This is a genomic window from Streptomyces sp. NPDC054757 (assembly GCF_053612185.1).
The window spans coordinates 509407-527149 of sequence record NZ_JBSHBW010000002.1; the positions used below are offsets into that span (position 1 = coordinate 509407).

Here is a 17743-nt window from a genome sequence, read left to right on the forward strand (position 1 = left end):
CTCCGCGCGAGATGAGCGCTGCCGGCTACAGCTGGTAGTCGATGGCCTCGGTGCCCAGCACGTTCAGCAGGGCCAGTGCTTCGGCGTCAGGTGATCCCAGCGGTGCGCTGTAGAGCACCAGGCGCTGGTCGCGGTCGGAGAGAGCGAGGTTGTCGCAGTCCACGGTGATCTCGCCGACGACGGGATGGCGGAATGTCTTGGTGAGTGTCGGGGCGGCCTTCACCTCGTGCCGCTCCCACAGCCGGGCGAAGTCCGGGCTGCCCGCGCGGAGTTCGCCGACCAGGCCGGTCACATCGGGGTCGGCCGGGTAGCGGGCCGCGGTGGCGCGCAGCTCCAGCACGACGTTGTGCCGGAACTCGGAGACGTCGGACACCCCGTACAGAGTGCGGCCGGTCCGCCGCGTCCCGAGGAACGCAAGGCGGGCAAGGTTGCGCTCCTCGGGGGGAACGGCCGCGAAATCCTCCATGAGAGCGGCGGCGAGGCGGTTCCAGGCGAGCACCTCGAACGTCGCGGACACGACCAGGCCCGCCGTCTGCGGCAGTCGCTCCAGGAGTGCGAGGATGCTCGGCCGGACATCACGCTGGTGCCTCCGGTTACGAATCCGCGCGGTACCCGCGAGGACGTGGAGGTGGTCGGTCTCGGGGTCCGTGAGCCGCAGCGCACTCGCGATCCCGGCGAGAACCTCGCCGGACGGCCGGGGTGCGCGGCCCTGCTCCAGACGGATGTAGTACTCCGTGGAGATGTGCGCGAGGACCGCGGTCTCCTCCCGCCGGAGCCCGGGGGTTCGCCTGCGCGGTCCTGAGGGGAGACCGACGTCCTGCGGCGTGAGCCGCTCGCGGCGGCTGCGGAGGAACGCGCCCAGTTCCTGCTTGTCCATGCCCCCAGTGTGCACGGGGTACGGCGGCCCTTCCTGGTACAGCCTGTGCCTGTATCCGGTCCGGCCGCCGCTCCAAGACTGTTGGCATGACGAACACCGACATGACGAACACCAAGGACTTCACATCTGCCGGCCTGCTCACCGGCAAGGTCGTCTTCATCACCGGGGCCAGCCGCGGCATCGGCGCCGCGGCGGCCAGGCTCTTCGCCCGCGAAGGGGCGGCCGTGGTTCTCGCGGCCCGTGGGACGAGCGCCCTCGACGGGATCGTCACCGGCATTCGCGCTGACGGCGGCGTCGCCCATGCCGTCCCCATGGACCTCGCCGACCGCGTGAGTATCCGCGCGGCCGTCGACCGGGTCGGGGAACTGCACGGGAAGCTGGACGGGGCCTTCAACAACGGTGCGGCGATCCAGCAGCCCGGCCCGCTCGACACCACCAGCGACGAGGACATCGACGAGCAGTTCGCCGTGAACTTCCGCGCGCACTGGACGGCCATGAACGCGCAGGCGGCCCTCATGCGGAGTGGGGGCGGTGGCGCCATCGTCAACACATCGAGCATCGGCAGCCGTCGCGCGAACCCGGCCCTGCCGGCGTACGGCGCGATGAAGCGGGCGCTCAACAGCCTCACCGAGACCGCCGCGGTGAGCTGGGCCCGCGACGGTATCCGCGTCAACGGCATCACCCCGGGCGGCACCGACACCGAGATGATCGACGCGTGGGAGGCGGCAACCCCCGGCATCAGGGCCCAGGTGACCAAGTCGGTCCCGCTGGGGCGGATGGCGGAGCCGCGCGAGGTCGCGGAGGCCGCCGCGTGGCTGCTCAGCGACCGCGCCGCCATGGTGACCGGGGCGGTGCTTCCGGTGGACGGCGGGGCCGGTGCCTGACAGCACGGCGCTCATGATCACCTGGAAGCGCTCGCGAATCCCGGAACTTGCGTCCGTTACAGCCGGCTGCCGGAACCCGCGGCAGCTACAGCCGGCTCCCCTTCAGCGCCATGTGCAGCAGCAGCCGGTCCTCGCCCTCGTCCAGGTCGAGGCCGGTCAGCTGCTCGATGCGGGTGAGGCGGTAGTAGAGGGTCTGACGGTGGATGCCGAGCGCCGACGCGGTACGTCCGGCCTGGCCCGCGCAGTCCAGGAACACCTCGGCGGTGTGCGCCAGTTCGGTATGGGACGGCGCGGTGAGGTCCCGTACCACCGGGTCCTGTGCCAGCCCCCGGGGGAGCGCCGTCAGCAGGCGGTACGGGCCGATCGACGCCCACTCGGCGACCGGGCCGAACCGTGGCTCGGCCGCCGCGGCGCGGGCGGCCGCCGCCGACTCCCGCCAGGAAACCGACAGCTCGCCCAGACCGTGCCGGGCCGGTGCCACCCCGGCGGTCGCCCCGGCGCCCGCCAGCTCCGCGAGCCGGGACGCCGCGCTCAGGGCCGGCGCGAGGGTGCCCGCGCTGCGCACCCTGATCAGCGCGGCTAGAGCGTACGGACCGCCCTCGGCGGGCAGGGCGTCGGCCGCGCCGCCGCCCGTACCGGATTCCGCGACGCCGGGAGTCCCACCGGGGCCCGTCCCCGGCAGGGTGCAGAGCGCGGCGGCGGCCGGTACGGGGCGCACCGGGCGGTCCTCGTCGGGCCAGGGCACCACACACACCATGGCGTGCAGCCCGTCCGCACCCGGTCCGAGCGCCGTACGCAGCGCGGCCACCGCCATGTCGCGCGGCCAGCCGCTCTCGGCGGTGAGCACCGCGCGGAACTCCCGGGAGAGCCCGGCACCCGCCTGCGCCTCGTCGAAGAGCAGGTCGCCGATGCGGGCGGTCACCTCCATCGCGGCTGCCAGCCGGGCGGCCGTGGGGCCCGGGTCGGAGTCCAGCAGCCACACATATCCGTACACGGTGCCCCGATGGCGTACCGGCAGACAGATCCGGCCACGGTAGACACCGGCCTCCGGGGCGGCGGGGATGCGGACCGGGCCGGTGGCGCGGGTGATGCCGAAGTCCTCGAACCAGGAGCGGACGGCCGGGGTGGACCGCCGGGTGAGGATCGAGCGGGTACGGACCGGGTCCATCTCGCTGTCGTCCTCGCTGTTGTGCGCCCCGAAGGCGATCAGCCCGAAGTCCCGGTTCTCCAGCGTCGCGGGGGCGCCGAGCAGTGCCGAGATCTCGTCGGCCAGTTCCTGGTAGTCACCTTTCACCCCCACATTCTCCCACCCCTTCAGACATATGTCTGAGATCCAGTCCACGGATGCGTGACAGCTGTCGATGGCAGAACACCGGGGCGGTACCTAGATTTCGAAGTGGTTCTCCGTGCTGTACCGGTCCGATTCGGTCGTGCCGCTACGGTCCTCGTTCGTACTTTCGGTTGGAGGTGCCCCGTGCTGGCTCCCGTGATCCTCGCTGCGGCGCGCAGTGACAAGATGCGCCGGTTCATTTCGGCCGCCCCGGGCACCAAGCAGGTCGTCGACCGCTTCATCGCCGGTGAGACGGTCGACCAGGTCGTTCCGGTCATCGAGGACGCCGCCGACAAGGGCCTTGAGGTCACCCTCGACGTGGTGGGCGAGGACATCACCACCCCCGGGCAGGCCACCGCCGCCCGTGACGCCTATCTGGAGCTGGTCGGCCGGCTCAAGGACCTCGGCCTGGGTGAGAAGGCCGAGATGTCGGTCAAGCTGTCGATGTTCGGGCAGAGCCTGGAGGGCGGCCACGAGCTGGCGCTCGCCAACGTCCGCCAGGTCGTCGAGGCCGCCGCCGCCATCGGCACCACGGTTACGCTTGATGCCGAGGACCACACCACGCTCGACTCGATGTTCGCCATCCACGAGGAGCTGCGGAAGGACTTCCCGCAGACCGGCTGTGTCATCCAGGCCTACCTCTTCCGCACCGAGGGCGACGCCCGGCGCCTCGCCGCCGCGGGCAGCCGGGTCCGTATCGTGAAGGGCGCCTACAAGGAGCCCGCCTCGGTCGCGTACCAGGTCAAGGCTGAGATCGACAAGGCGTACGTCCGGATCCTGAAGATCCTCATGGACGGCGACGGCTACCCGATGATCGGGTCCCACGACCCGCGTCTGATCGCCATCGGCCAGGAGCTGGCCCGCAGGGCCGGGCGGAAACTGGATGAGTACGAGTTCCAGATGCTGTACGGCATCCGCAGCGACGAGCACATCCGGCTCGCGGCCGAGGGCCACCGGATGCGCGTCTACACGGCGTACGGCACGGACTGGTACGGCTATTTCATGCGGCGCCTCGCGGAGAAGCCGGCCAACCTGCTGTTCTTCGGCCGCTCCGTGCTCACCAAGGGCTGACCTGCCCGCTGACCACCGCACCTCAGACATGAAGGAGACAAGGCACTCATGGACGCTGTGACCCAGGTCCCCGCTCCGGTCAACGAGCCGGTCCACTCCTACGCGCCGGGCTCCCCGGAGCGCGCCCGGCTCGAAGCCAAGCTCAAGGAGCTGGCCGACAACCCCATCGACCTCACCATGACCATCGCGGGTGAGAAGCGGATGGGTGGCGGCGAGACGTTCACCGTCGTCCAGCCGCACAACCACCAGTCCGTCATCGGCACCGGTGCGCACGCCACGCAGGCCGACGCCCAGGACGCGATCGACGCCGCGCTGGCCGCTGCCCCCGCCTGGCGCGCGATGTCCTTCGACGACCGTGCCGCGATCATCCTGCGCGCCGCCGAACTGCTCTCCGGCCCGTGGCGCGAGACGATGGCCGCCTCGACCATGCTCGGCCAGGGCAAGACGGCCCAGCAGGCCGAGATCGACACCCCCTGCGAGCTGGTCGACTTCTGGCGCTTCAACGTCAAGTACGCCCGTGACCTGCTGGCCGAGCAGCCCCCGGCCAACTCCGCGGGTGTCTGGAACCGGCTCGACCACCGGCCGCTCGAAGGCTTCGTCTACGCGATCACGCCGTTCAACTTCACGGCCATCGCGGGCAACCTGCCGACCGCCCCGGCGCTGATGGGCAACGTCGTCGTCTGGAAGCCGTCCCCGACGCAGACCCACGCGGCCGTCCTGCTGATGGAGCTGCTGGCCGAGGCCGGTCTCCCCAAGGGCGTCATCAACCTGGTGACGGGTGACGGTGTCGCGGTCTCCGAGGTCGCGCTGAACCACCGCGACCTCGCCGGTATCCACTTCACCGGCTCCACGCCCACCTTCCAGTACCTGTGGAAGACGGTCGGCGAGAACATCGGCAAGTACCGCACCTACCCGCGTCTGGTCGGTGAGACCGGCGGCAAGGACTTCGTGGTGGCGCACCCCAGCGCCGACCGCGCCGTGCTGAAGACCGCGCTGACCCGCGGCTCGTTCGAGTACCAGGGCCAGAAGTGCTCGGCCTCCTCGCGCGCCTACGTTCCCGCCTCGATCTGGAACAGCGGCTTCCGCGAGGAGTTCGCCGCCGAGGTCGACGGAATCACCATGGGTGACGTCACCGACCTGTCGCACTTCATGGGCGCCGTCATCGACGACCGCGCGTTCGCCAAGAACAAGGCCGCGATCGACCGGGCCAAGTCCGACCCGACCTGCACGGTCGTCGCGGGCGGTAGCTACGACGACTCCGTCGGCTACTTCGTGCGGCCCACGGTCATCGAGTGCACCGACCCGGCCAACGAGGTCTTCACCACCGAGTACTTCGGCCCGATCCTCGCCGTCCACGTCTACGACGACAGCAAGGCCGGCTCGTACGACGCGATGCTCGACCAGATGGAGTCGGCGTCCGACTACGCCCTGACCGGCTCGGTCATCGCGGCGGACCGCGCGGCGGCCGCACACACGATGGAGAAGCTGCGCTACGCGGCGGGGAACTTCTACATCAACGACAAGTCGACCGGCGCCGTCGTCGGCCAGCAGCCCTTCGGCGGTGGCCGCGCGTCGGGCACCAACGACAAGGCCGGCGCCCCCCAGAACCTCCAGCGGTGGACCCTGACCCGGGCCATCAAGGAGACCCTGGTCCCGCCGACCGAGTACACCTACCCCCACCAGGGCTGATCCCACCGGGGCCGATCCCCGGCCCGCCCACTGAGACACCGCCCCCTCCCGGTCCCCCGCCGCGAGGGGGCGGTTCCATGTCCGGCCCAGCCCGGCCTCCTCCGCCCGGAGGTGTGCCGCCGCCGAGTGCGGGCCGTAATTCCGGTGGCCCGCACCGGCGGTGACGGCGCACCCTTGCCGCATGACAGAGCAGATCACCCGGCACCACTCCGACGCGCAGCGCGCCACCGGCGCAGAGCCGGCGACCGAACCGGATCACCGCGTCCGCGCGCTGCACACCGAGTCGACGGTCACCGTCTACCAGGCGTACACCCCGTCCATCGGGCGGCCGGCGGCTCGGGACGGACGGTTCCCCGCGGCTTGGAAGCGCGACCGGATGACCTGGATCAAGCCCTCCTTCCTGTGGATGATGTACCGCTGCGGCTGGGCGGCGAAGGAGGGCCAGGAGACCGTACTGGCCGTCGAGATCAGCAGGTCCGGGTTCGACTGGGCGCTGCGGCACGCCTGTCTCTCCTCGTACGAGCGGACCGTCCACGCCGATCAGGCCGCCTGGAAGCGGGAGTTGCAGCGGTCCCCGGCTCGGGTGCAGTGGGACCCGGAACGCGACCTGTGGCTCAGGCCGCTGCCGTACCGCTCGCTGCAGCTGGGACTCTCCGGTGACGCCGCCCGCCGGTACGCCGACGAGTGGACCGTTTCGATCACCGATGTGACCCCGCTGGTCCACCGGATCCATGCGCTGGTCCTGGCCGGTGACGCGCCGGGCGCCGCCGCGCTGCTGCCCGGGGAGCGGCCGTATCCGGTGTGAGCGGGGCGGAGATATGCCTGTGCGATGGTGTGCCGCAATGGTGATGGTCCGGTGTGCGTGCGCAACTTCTTCCGTCGTTCGAGCATCTAAGTGCTGATACGCATTCATGAATCCACACAGGAGAATCACTTTGCGCCAGCGCATCAGCTCCGTGTCCGCCGTCGCGGCCGCACTGCTTGCCGTAGCCCTCGCACCGGCCGTCCAGGCGCACGCCGATGATGCGGCGGCCCCGGCTCTCGTGGTGTCCGAGCTTTCCAGCGATCCGTGGAAGCCGGGCGAGGTCCGGACGGATTCCCTGACGTTCACCAACCAGGGCGACGCGCCTGCCGACGGTGTCACGCTGCGGCTGCGGATCACGCGCGGTCTGTCCTTCCCCGGCCATGCGGCGGGCTGTACGTACTCCACCGACAGCGACCAGGTCTCCGTTGCCCTCTGCCACTTCGACAAGGTCCTCGCGCCCGGCCAGCACTTCACCACGCCCATCGGACTCAAGGTGCTGCCGAAGGCGCTGATGGAGAACGTGGAGTACGGCACGGGCACCACCGGCGGTGACCCGGAGTCGGGATCGACCGCCCTCAGCTACCGCTCGCTGGCCGTCACCGCCGACAACACGGCCGATCTGGCGGCGGTCGGCGGCACGGCGAAGGGCAAGCCGGGCGACAAGGTCAGGGTCACCGCGGGGCTGCGCAACGAAGGCCCCGGCTGGATCGACGACAACACCAGCGACGACCAGCCCGCGGTGATGGTCGACATCCCCGCGGGCACGACGGCCGTCGAGGTCCCCAAGGACTGCCAGCCCTTCGGGATCGACGGGCCCAGCGGACCGTCGGCGCCGGGCAAGCGGAAGTACGTCTGCCTGCCCCCGGACCACATCTTCGAGGTGGGGTCGCTCCACTCGTACCCGTTCGTGCTGAAGATAGAGAAGGGCGCGAAGGACACGTCGAGCGAGGTCAAGGCCACCTCGGTGTACGACATCCACCCGGTCTTCGACAAGAACGCCGCCAACGACAAGGCGAAGCTCACCGTCGACGTCACGGGCCCCGGTACGGGTCCGGGGACCGGCTCCAGCTCGGGCTCCGGTTCATCGGGCGGCTCCGACAGCGGTTCATCGGCGGGCGGTTCGGCCACCGGAACGAGCGGCGGTTCGGGCACCGGCGGTACGGACACGTCGGGCGGCCTGCACGCCCAGTCCGCCGGAGGCACGGGTACATCGGACTCCGGGGCCACGTCGGGCAGCTCCGCATCGGGTGGCGACGGGACCGGCACGATGGCGTCGACCGGCTCCTCCAGCACCACTCCGCTGATCGCCGGCGCGGGCGTCGCCGCGGTGGCGGCCGGTAGCTGCTTGGTGTTCGCCCTGCGCCGAAGGAACGCCGCCGGGGTGCGGTAGCCCGCGCAACCACCCGAGCGGGTCCCGATGATGACGAGGGGAGCCCCGGATTGCTCCGGCAGCTGTGCAAAGCCGGGGCTTTCCGGTGGCGGGCCCGGCGGCAGGAACGGCTGCGGGAACGACGTTGGCACTGGCGAAACCATGGACACGACAGATAGCGTCATGGGCTCCGGGGGGAATGTCAGCCATGCACACAGCCGTCGCTCTCCCGCCTCATCATCAGTTCACATGCGTGAACAGCGCCACAGGGGGATGCAGATGGATCCGGATGCCGGCAAGGATTTCCAGGGCATCAACCCGGACAGACTCGGCGACCTCATCAAGTCGATCAACACCAACTCGGGCGACGGGGCCGCGGCGGGCCAGCCGCACATCAACAGCTGGATGAGCCATGCGCGCCGCCTCCAGATGGACACCACCCGACTCACGAAGATGACCGGTCATCTCACCTGGGCACACGGCGAACTGCCCATGCTCCGGCGGCGCCACAGTCTGGCGATGGACGAGGAGAAGCTCGACAAGAACGCGGGCCTCGGCGGGGGGATGGTCGCGGCCGGGGCGGGCGACTTGGGCAAGTACAAGACCCAGGCCGCCGCCCAGAAGGCCGCGAAGAAGGATGCCAAGGCGTACAAGGACGGCGACATCGGCCTCGACGAGTACATGAAGATGCTCGCGGCCAACCAGACGGACCCGGACTACTGCAAGGCCGCGATGGACGAACTGGGCGACACGGCGCTCTACCGGCTCCAGGACGGCCCGATGATGTACGACCCCGGCAACCCGGACGCCGGTATCTCCGTCCTGGCCACCACCGTGGCCACGGCCATGCGGAACGGCACCACGTTCAAGGACGAGAACGGCGACGAGGACCTCCAGCACCTGTCGGGTCTCGTCGGCCACGCCAGCTTCCCGCCGGACGTGGTGGCGAACCTCGGCAAGCAGTGCCTGGCGCCGGGCAACTACATGTACGGGGAGAAGGTCTGGGACGCGATGGGGAACGACCCGGCGGCCTCCACCAAGTTCCTGCACGACAACATGGACGTGATTCCGGCCTGGATGAAGGACGACTCGGACCACCACGGGGGATTGCCGGACTATCAGGCGAAGGCGTTCGCGGGGGTCATCAGAGCGGGGACGCTGGACGGGCCGGGTGCGGACAAGAATGTCGCGGCGGACAACTCGGAGAAGCTGATCAAGTATTACGCCGGCCATTCGGACGAGCACACTCACTCGGAGATCCAGAAAGCGTTCGGCGACATCGTCACCTATCACTGGGACGACGTTCAGAGCATCCTGACCGACCCCGCCCCGGCGGACCCGGGGCCCGGACATGTCTCAGTGGGCGAGGACGATCTCCGGGCGTTCATCGACGAGGCGATGCGAAATCCGGACGCCACCACCACGATGATGGCCATGAGCAGCCAGCAGGGTCAGTACATATTGGACAACAACCCGGACAACGCACAGGCGACCCGGGCCAAGGGAATGCTCGACGGGATCTTCGGCGCCGAGGCGAAGAAGGTGTTCGGTCAGATGCAGGCCGAGGATTCGGCCAAGGCCGATAAATGGAACTCTACGATCCAGGGGCAGTTGACGGCTGTGACCGGTGCGGGAATCGAAGTCGCATTTGCGCCGAACGAGGCTGCTGCCAATATTTCCAAAGCTGCCGTCAACTATGCCTTGTCGGTGTTCATCGGGAATGTGAACCCGGATGAGGCGGACGAGAAGAAGGACAAGGCTCCGTACAAGGGGTGGCGTGACGAGTATTCTGCAGCCGTCCAGGAGAGTTTCAAGAAGAATCATGATCTGGGGCATCCCGGACAGTACGCGGATCAGTACTGTGACGGTAAGAAATTCCTTGATGATTCCGGACAGTTGGTGGACGGCGCATCCGCGGGGCAGAAATTGGCCTACAACGCGTGGCTGAACGACAAGAGTGTCGCCAACGCATCCGAGAAGACCTACAGCCAACTTGAACTGGCCCGCCTCAGTGGAGCGTCATCATAATGAAACGAAATGGCAGTCTCTGGGTTTCGGTTGTGGCGCTCGCGTCGCTCCTCAGTGCATGTGGAGGGGGTTCGACGAGTGCTGCGGACGGTAAGAAAGAGGCGGGGCGGACCCGTCGTCCGGTAGCTGAATCGTATTGGAAAATCTACCGTGCCGTAGGGGAGGAGGGTATGACGGCATCCGGTCGATTCACTGAGTGTACGGGTGGCAGCGTTGATAAATCGGTCATGTATGAAATTTATTCCCCTCTTGTGGAGGGGTCGCAGAAAGCAAGTGATGCAAGCTTCCTGGCTTCACTGCAGAAGAAAGTGAGCGATGCGGGCTGGAATCTTCGCCCATCGGGCAAGAAGGCCTATTCGGCCAAGGCGCATGGCGTGACACTCGTGGTCGTATTCCTTCAACGAGAAGCCGGCCAAGGGCCGCGGTTCTCGCTGTGGACGCGAAGTGCGTGTACGTCGGTGGGGAATGCGAAGAAGGAGCTTCTCCGCGACTACGGCAGCCAGTCGAGCGACAAGTACGACCCGAAGGACGCTGCTGCCTCCCCGGTTCCTTCTGGCTTTCCGGATCCGGATTCCTCGTCGTGAATCGGTCGACATCGCGAAACGCCTGCGGAGGGCTTTATGGCTGACAAGTCGGAAAAGAAGGTCCCCAGCCCTGTCTGGCAGGAGCTGGACGCTCTCTGCAAGGAGGTGTCCAAGGGCATCGCCTCCGTCGCGGACGCGCTCAAGGCGGCCGACAAGCAGATGGCCGGCGGCAAGGGCGAAGTCTGGGTCGGGAAGAACGCGCGGGCCTGGGGGAGCGACCTGCACGGAGCCAACACCGATCTGTCCAGGCAGGCGCATGGCTTCCTCGCGGATGTGCAGCGGCAGCGCGCCGCTCACCCCAAGGAGGTCACGGAGGCCGAGGCCGACACCGAGCGGCGGTTTCTCGCCGGGCGGATGGGCTGAGCCCCTGCGGAGTGCCGGTCCTAGTACGATCCCCAGACCCGAAGAACCCTTGCCTCACCGGGAGTTATCAGTGAACCGCAGTCGTGTCCTGCCCGCCGCCGTGTCCCTCGCCGCGGCAGCTGCCCTGTTGCTTAGCGGGTGCGGGGGTGGGGACAAGGGGTCGGACAACGACAAGATTGCCGGTGCGGATGACGGGGGAGCGAAGAAGACCGCGGCGCCGAGTTCACCTCCGCCGAGTAAGGCGTCCGGCATCGACCGCCCGGTGATGAAATTGCCCTCGGACGTCAGCCTTGTCTTCGACAGGACGAGCCTGTCCGATGCGGATCAGGAGGCAGCGCTGGCGGATGCCGAGAACTTCGTTCGTTCCATTGTGTACGGGGTGACGAAACAGGACGCGAATAACTCCGCCTACAAATTCTATTCAGAGTACCAAAGCCCCGCGCAGCAATATGCGAAGCAGCAGATCGCAAAGAACATCGAACTTGGCCTGACCGTGACTGGGGTGGGGCGCTACACCGGTGCCAAGGTTCAGTTGGTGAAGGGGGGAAAGAGTGCCGTGGCTACATTCTGCGACAACGACAGCAAGTTCTATAGCAAGGAAGTGAAGAGCGGTAAAACTCACCGGACCACGGAGAGTGTCAGTGACTACACCTTCTGGCAGGTCGGGATGACGCCGTCGGCGACAAACAAGGGACTCTGGCGCGCCAAGGAAATCAAGGTACAGGGCGACGCGACTCAGTGCAGGGGGTGAAGGTGCGCAGGCTGCTCGTAGTGTCGACGGTGTGTGTCTCAGCATTGCTGCTGGCCAGTGATCCTGCCATGGCGGGAGTGGACCCTGCGGCCGGGAAGGCCACTACAGGTTCCCAAGGCACCAAGGGCCCCAAGCAGACCATCGCCGCCCAGGTATCCATCAAGTACAGCTCATCCGGCAGCAGCGGAGGCAACGCAGGCCCCCTGGCGTCCACCGACTCCAACTGGACGCCGCCCGCCTGCTGGTACGCGCCCGAGTGGTCAGCCACCGAATTCCAGCAGTTCCGGCAGGGCGTCTACTTCTCGGCCGTTCACGACCCGGATCTCCCCAGTGATGTCCGCGGGGACATCTCACACGAGAACCAGCAGTACGCCGGTGACAACTACCACATCGACAAGGAGAAAGAGGGGATGTGGTGGGGGCCCCAGTACAACGACGACGCCTCACTCGCCGATCAGATGAAGTGCGACAGGGACCCGTTCTGGGTCAAGAACGGGGAGACCCCCGACGTTCCCGAGGCCATCAAGCCCGAGACGCTCGCCGGGCTGGCCTATCAGCAGATGCAGGTTCCCGGGACAAAGGTCAGTCTTGCCCCGGCCGGTGCCAGCAAGGTCAACCTGCCGACCTGGGCATGGCTGAACAAGGCTGATTTCAAACCGATTTCGGTGACCGCCTCCCTCGATGTCGGCGGCTTCCACGCCGAGGCGACGACCACGGCCAGGGCGGACTCGCTGAGCCTCGACCCCGGCACCGATGACGCACAGGTACTCCCGGCGTCCGGCCGGTGTGCCGTCGTCCACGGTTCCATCGGTGAGGCCTATGCGCCGGGCAAGGCCGACCGGACCCCGCCCTGTGGGGTGGTCTATCAGCGCTCGTCCGGCGGCGGCACCTTCAACCTGCGGTCCACCGCCACCTGGAAGATCAGCTGGACGGGGAGCGGAGGCGCGGGAGGCACCCTTCCCGACGGTGCGTACGGCGACGATCAGCCCATCAAGGTGCAGGAAATCCAGGCCGTCAACCGCTGACCGAGACCGGTCGTGAGGCCGGTCGTGAGGCCGGTCGTGCGGGCGTCGCGCTCTGCGCCGTTCCTTGATCGCGTCTCAGATAGTAGGAAGTCCGAGTAATTGTGCAGACAGGCAGGACCGGCTCCCCTAACGTGAAAGAAGCCGAACGTCTCGCTCGACCCAGCGACTGGCGGTCGTGAGCAGCGCCCGAAGCAGGCAACCCCTGCGGCGCCCGCTCCCCGCCCCCTCCGGCGCATCGATATCCCTCTTGCTTCAAGGAGTCGATCACCATGGCCGAGACGACAGTCCGCCGCGTCCGTCACACCGCCCGCGCCGCTCGTTCGGGCGAGTCCGACCGCCAGAACGCGGCAGCCGCCCTCCAGCGCGCACTCGACCGCCGTGACAACGGGGGCTCCACCGGGCACTGATCCCACCGGTCCCCGGCCGGCCCCTCACGTGTCTCCGGGCACGGCTGAGCGCGACGCACGGTGCCGGTGCCCACACAACCGCCCTGTGCCCCAGGGAACAGGGCGGTCATGTGTGGCGCAGGCGAGGCGGCGGTGAAGGTCTCGCGGGGCTGCCGGCCTTGTGGTCAGTGGCCCCGGCGGATCTCGAAGTGGTCGATGCGCTCGCCCGACTCGGCGAGCGCGCTGACCTTCAGCGCCGCCTGCCGGCCGGTCGTCACCTCCACCGCGAGGAACGAGTAGCCGGTGTAGCGCACCCGCGACCACTCCACGGTCTCGGTCGCCTTGGCGCCGCCCTTGACCCAGTGGTAAGTAGGCACGCTCTCCTGCTCGTTGAGGTGCCCCTCGTAGCTGTCGGGGGCCGGGAAGTCGTACAGCGACTTGCCCGCGCCGCCCGCGGTCACGTACACGATGCCGTCCCGCGTCGGGTCGGTCCGCTCGCCGATGGGCACCTTGCGCGCGACCTTGTTCCGCAGGATCGCGTCCGTACGCTCGTACACATGGTTGTGGCCGTTGATGACCAGGTCCACCTGGTGCTTCTCGAAGAGCGGTACCCACTCCTCGCGCACCCCGCCCTCCGACGCGTGCGAGTTCGTCGTCGAGAAGGCGCAGTGGTGGAAGAAGACCACCACGAAGTCGATGGAGCGGTCGGCGCGCAGTTCGCGCAGACGGCGGTCGAGCCAGCGGGTCTGCTTGCCGCCGCTGATGCCGTAGTTGGCGGGGATCTCGTACGAGACGTCATTGGCGTCCAGCGCTACGACCCCCACATTGCCGTGCACGAACGAGTAGACACCGGGCTGGTTGACCGGGTCGGGGCCGTTGTCCGGCAGGGTCCAGCGGGCGTTCTGGCCGCCGTAGCCGTCGGGGGAGTACCAGGCTTCCATGTCGTGGTTGCCGGTGGTCACCATCCACGGCACCGTCTTCGCGACGGTCTCCGTCTGGGCCAGGAACTGGTCCCAGGTGCGCGCGTCGTAGGTGTCCGTCTCCTGGCCGGAGCCCGATGGGTCCGCGTAGCAGATGTCGCCCGCGTGCAGATGGAACGCCGGGTTCTGTCCCAGGAGCAGCTGGTCGTTGCCGAGTGCGTGGTAGCTGACGCCCTGGTCGCCGAAGGCTGTGAAGGTGAACGGCTCGGCGCGGGACGGCGCGGTGCGGAAGGTGCCGAGCGTGCCCAGGTTGCGGCGGTCGGCCGGGTCGAACCCGTCGTGCCCGACCCCGTAGTAGTACGTCGTCCCCGCCCGCAGCCGGTCGAGTCCGGCATGCACGTAGAACTGCTCGGCGGCGGCGATCTTGCCGCTGTTCAGGCTGGGCGTCGTCAGATGCCGCACCTCGGCGCCGATCTTCCGGCTCAGGTCCCAGGGCGAGGTGCCGATCCGGATGTAAGGCCGCTTCACCGCGAACGGGACCTGCCAGGAGACCCGCATCTGTGTCCGGGGGTCGGCGCCGTACGCGAGATGCCGGCCGAACGGCGCGACCAGCGCCCCGTCGACGGCCGGTGCCGAATGGGCGGGGCTGTGCGCGGGCGCGGCCTGCGCGGACCGGGCGGGCGCGGCGTACGCGGAGGGCGCACCCAGCGCGGTGCCGGCTCCGGCCACGGTGACCGCGGCGCCCGCGGCGGTCGTACGGAGCACTCCGCGCCGGCTGAGCCGGGTGCGGAGATACTCGTGCTGCTCGGCCATGCTCATCCGGCCTGCGAGCTTCTCGGGGATACCGAAGCGAGGTGTGTCCATGGCCGACAAGGTGCCCGGCCGGGCTGACGCCCTCCTGCCCTACGGATGCCGTACGGGTGAACGGCGCCCGTACAGCAGATCACCTGTCCGGATACTGGACACGGCATGTCATCCCCTGGGACGAGCAGTAGGGTGCCGTCATGTCTCGCAGCCTCAATCTCGCAGTGATCCCCGGTGACGGCATCGGCCAGGAAGTCGTGGCCCAGGGCCTCAAGGTCCTGAACGCGGTCCTTCCTCAGGATGTGAAGCTGGAGACCGAGGAGTACGACCTCGGCGCCCAGCGCTGGCACCGCACGGGTGAGACCCTCCCGGACGCCGAACTGGAGTCCCTCAAGCGGCACGATGCCATCCTGCTCGGCGCGATCGGTGACCCCTCCGTGCCGTCGGGCGTCCTGGAGCGCGGCCTGCTGCTCAAGCTCCGCTTCGCCTTCGACCACTTCGTCAACCTCCGCCCCTCGAAGCTGTTCCCGAACACGGCCACCCCGCTGGCGGGCCGCCCGGACATCGACTTCATCGTCGTCCGTGAGGGCACCGAGGGCCCGTACACCGGCAACGGCGGCAGCCTCCGCACGGGTACGCCCGCCGAGATCGCGACCGAGGTCAGCGTGAACACGGCGTACGGCGTCGAGCGGGTCGTCAGGGACGCGTTCGCGCGGGCCCAGGCGCGCCCGCGCAAGAAGCTGACGCTGGTCCACAAGAACAACGTCCTCGTCTACGCCGGCCACATGTGGAAGAACATCTTCGACAAGGTGGCCCAGGAGTTCCCGGACGTCACCACCGACTATCTGCATGTCGACGCCGCGACGATCTTCTTCGTCACCCAGCCCGAGCGTTTCGACGTCATCGTCACCGACAACCTCTTCGGCGACATCCTGACCGACCTCGCCGCTGCCGTGACCGGCGGCATCGGCCTGGCGGCCTCCGGCAACGTCAACCCGACGGGCACCTTCCCGTCGATGTTCGAGCCGGTGCACGGTTCGGCGCCCGACATCGCGGGCACCGGCAAGGCCGACCCGACGGCCACGATCCTCTCCGTCGCCCTCCTGCTGCGCCACCTCGGCCACGAGTCCGAGGCGGCCCGTATCGAGGACGCGGTCTCCGCCGACCTGGCGGAGCGCGGTACCCAGCCGCGTACGACCGATGAGATCGGCGACGCGCTCGCGGTACGAGTAGCGGGCTGACCCGTCGACTGACACACCACAGCCGCCGGGTCTCCCAGACACCCGGCGGCTGTGTTTTGCGGTCCCGGGTGCGACCATCGAAGCCTGGACCGCATTCACGCCTTTCATCCGCGGCCACCCACGAGCGATAATCGGACGTGGGGCCGCGGTATGTGGGGAAGCTCGGACGTCCTAGTAGTGGCGTGAGCGCGGTCCGTCACACACAACCGGTGAAGGACATACCACTCATGACGACGCTCCCGATCGAGCTCAAGCCCTCATCCAACCCGTTGTCCGACGCGGAGCGGGAGGCGCTGCTGGCCCGCCCCGGATTCGGCCGCCACTTCACCGACCACATGGTGACCATCAAGTGGACGGAGGGACGCGGCTGGCACGACGCCCAGCTCGTCCCGTACGCGCCGCTCTCCCTCGACCCGGCGAACATGACCCTGCACTACGGGCAGGAGATCTTCGAGGGCCTCAAGGCCTACCGCCAGCCCGACGGGTCGGTCGCGACCTTCCGCCCCGAGGCCAACGCCAGGCGTTTCCAGCTCTCCGCGCGCCGCCTCGCCATGGCGGAGCTGCCGGTCGAGACCTTCCTCGCCGCCTGCGACGCGCTGGTCCAGCAGGACAAGGCGTGGGTTCCGGCGCACGGCGGCGAGGAGTCCCTGTATCTGCGTCCGTTCATGATCGCCACCGAGGTCGGTCTGGGTGTGAAGCCCGCCAACGAGTACCTCTTCATCGTGATCGCCTCGCCGGCCGGCGCCTACTTCGAGGGCGGCGTCAAGCCGGTCTCGATCTGGCTGTCCGAGGACCGGGTGCGGGCCGTGCCCGGCGGCATGGGCGAGGCCAAGACCGGCGGGAACTACGCCGCGTCCCTGCTGGCCCAGGCCGAGGCCGCCCGCCAGGGCTGCGACCAGGTCGCCTATCTCGACGCGGTCGAGCACAAGTGGGTCGAGGAACTCGGCGGCATGAACCTGTGCTTCGTGTACGGGGGCGGCGAGGGCCGCAAGCCGAAGATCGTCACGCCGCGGCTCACCGGCTCGCTGCTGGCGGGCGTCACCCGTGACTCGCTGCTCTCCGTCGCCCGTGACCTCGGCTTCGACGCGGAGGAGGGGCGGGTCTCCATCGACCAGTGGCGCAGTGACACGGAGAACGGCTCGCTCACCGAGGTCTTCGCCTGCGGTACGGCGGCGGTGATCACGCCCGTCGGTACGGTGAAGTCGGCCGGGGGCGAGTGGACGCAGGGTGACGGGACGCCCGGGGAGGTCACGCTGGCCCTGCGGGCCGCGCTGCTGGACATTCAGCGGGGGATCGGCGAGGACGTGCACGGGTGGATGCATCCGCTGGGGTGAGCTTTCTTCTTCCCGGGGCTCCGCCCCGGACCCCGCTCCTCACGCTCCCCCGGCTACCGCCGGGAGGTGCCCCCAGGAGTGGCTTCAGTCTGTCCCGCACACGGGCTCCGCTGCTCACTTGCCGGAGGGGCTTGGTTCTGCCCCTCCGGCCGGGGAAGCTCCTATAGATCGTCAAGCAGCTTGGGTTAGCTGTTCGGTGGTGATCTGGGGGTGGGGCAGGTGTCGGTAGACCTCGCGGGCGACGAACCGTTTCAGGCAGCGGACGATGTCCTTCTTGGTCAT

Annotated in this window: 16 protein-coding genes; 13 read left to right on the plus strand and 3 right to left on the minus strand. The window is 68.5% G+C overall.

Annotated elements, in window-relative coordinates:
- Window positions 1-25 precede the first annotated feature (25 nt).
- On the minus strand, window positions 26-877 hold the full coding sequence (locus ACWGKJ_RS05040) for a helix-turn-helix transcriptional regulator (RefSeq protein WP_385017768.1): 852 nt from the start codon (window positions 875-877) through the stop codon (window positions 26-28).
- Between the two features lie 86 nt (window positions 878-963).
- Here ACWGKJ_RS05040 and ACWGKJ_RS05045 point away from each other — a divergent pair, with 86 nt between their 5' ends.
- Window positions 964-1761: an SDR family NAD(P)-dependent oxidoreductase gene (locus tag ACWGKJ_RS05045; RefSeq protein WP_385017771.1), complete on the plus strand. Its 798-nt coding sequence runs from the start codon at window positions 964-966 to the stop codon at window positions 1759-1761.
- An 85-nt stretch (window positions 1762-1846) separates the two neighbouring features.
- Here ACWGKJ_RS05045 and ACWGKJ_RS05050 read toward each other — a convergent pair whose 3' ends face one another.
- Entirely contained in the window at window positions 1847-3055 is a 1209-nt protein-coding gene (locus tag ACWGKJ_RS05050; RefSeq protein WP_385017774.1) for a PucR family transcriptional regulator, read from the minus strand.
- A gap of 180 nt (window positions 3056-3235) precedes the next feature.
- Here ACWGKJ_RS05050 and ACWGKJ_RS05055 point away from each other — a divergent pair, with 180 nt between their 5' ends.
- From ACWGKJ_RS05055 to ACWGKJ_RS05100, 10 genes are all read left to right on the plus strand, one after another.
- Window positions 3236-4162 (plus strand): proline dehydrogenase family protein, encoded by a 927-nt coding sequence (locus ACWGKJ_RS05055; RefSeq protein ID WP_385017777.1) that lies wholly within the window; start codon window positions 3236-3238, stop codon window positions 4160-4162.
- A gap of 48 nt (window positions 4163-4210) precedes the next feature.
- On the plus strand, window positions 4211-5851 hold the full coding sequence (gene pruA / locus ACWGKJ_RS05060; protein WP_385017780.1) for an L-glutamate gamma-semialdehyde dehydrogenase: 1641 nt from the start codon (window positions 4211-4213) through the stop codon (window positions 5849-5851).
- Window positions 5852-6032: 181 nt separating this feature from the next.
- Window positions 6033-6656: a DUF4291 domain-containing protein gene (locus ACWGKJ_RS05065; protein ID WP_385017783.1), complete on the plus strand. Its 624-nt coding sequence runs from the start codon at window positions 6033-6035 to the stop codon at window positions 6654-6656.
- 130 nt (window positions 6657-6786) lie between these two features.
- Window positions 6787-8046, plus strand: coding sequence for an LAETG motif-containing sortase-dependent surface protein (locus tag ACWGKJ_RS05070; protein WP_385017786.1), 1260 nt, complete (start codon window positions 6787-6789; stop codon window positions 8044-8046).
- 228 nt (window positions 8047-8274) lie between these two features.
- Window positions 8275-10053 carry a hypothetical protein gene (locus tag ACWGKJ_RS05075; RefSeq protein WP_385017789.1) on the plus strand — a complete coding sequence of 593 codons (1779 nt, stop codon included), beginning with the start codon at window positions 8275-8277 and terminating at the stop codon, window positions 10051-10053.
- 170 nt (window positions 10054-10223) lie between these two features.
- Window positions 10224-10637, plus strand: coding sequence for a hypothetical protein (locus ACWGKJ_RS05080; RefSeq protein WP_385017792.1), 414 nt, complete (start codon window positions 10224-10226; stop codon window positions 10635-10637).
- A 36-nt stretch (window positions 10638-10673) separates the two neighbouring features.
- On the plus strand, window positions 10674-11000 hold the full coding sequence (locus ACWGKJ_RS05085) for a hypothetical protein (protein WP_385017795.1): 327 nt from the start codon (window positions 10674-10676) through the stop codon (window positions 10998-11000).
- A 70-nt stretch (window positions 11001-11070) separates the two neighbouring features.
- On the plus strand, window positions 11071-11751 hold the full coding sequence (locus ACWGKJ_RS05090) for a hypothetical protein (protein ID WP_385017798.1): 681 nt from the start codon (window positions 11071-11073) through the stop codon (window positions 11749-11751).
- 68 nt (window positions 11752-11819) lie between these two features.
- Window positions 11820-12776, plus strand: coding sequence for a hypothetical protein (locus ACWGKJ_RS05095; protein ID WP_385017801.1), 957 nt, complete (start codon window positions 11820-11822; stop codon window positions 12774-12776).
- A 269-nt stretch (window positions 12777-13045) separates the two neighbouring features.
- Window positions 13046-13183 (plus strand): hypothetical protein, encoded by a 138-nt coding sequence (locus tag ACWGKJ_RS05100; protein WP_385017804.1) that lies wholly within the window; start codon window positions 13046-13048, stop codon window positions 13181-13183.
- Window positions 13184-13347: 164 nt separating this feature from the next.
- On the opposite strand, the gene ACWGKJ_RS05105 is transcribed toward ACWGKJ_RS05100, so the two are convergent.
- A complete protein-coding gene (locus tag ACWGKJ_RS05105; protein WP_385017807.1) occupies window positions 13348-14946 on the minus strand; it encodes a purple acid phosphatase family protein in 1599 nt (532 codons plus the stop codon).
- A gap of 140 nt (window positions 14947-15086) precedes the next feature.
- Here ACWGKJ_RS05105 and ACWGKJ_RS05110 point away from each other — a divergent pair, with 140 nt between their 5' ends.
- On the plus strand, window positions 15087-16127 hold the full coding sequence (locus tag ACWGKJ_RS05110; protein WP_385017810.1) for a 3-isopropylmalate dehydrogenase: 1041 nt from the start codon (window positions 15087-15089) through the stop codon (window positions 16125-16127).
- A gap of 227 nt (window positions 16128-16354) precedes the next feature.
- Window positions 16355-17461 carry a branched-chain amino acid aminotransferase gene (locus ACWGKJ_RS05115; protein ID WP_385017813.1) on the plus strand — a complete coding sequence of 369 codons (1107 nt, stop codon included), beginning with the start codon at window positions 16355-16357 and terminating at the stop codon, window positions 17459-17461.
- Window positions 17462-17743: the final 282 nt, after the last annotated feature.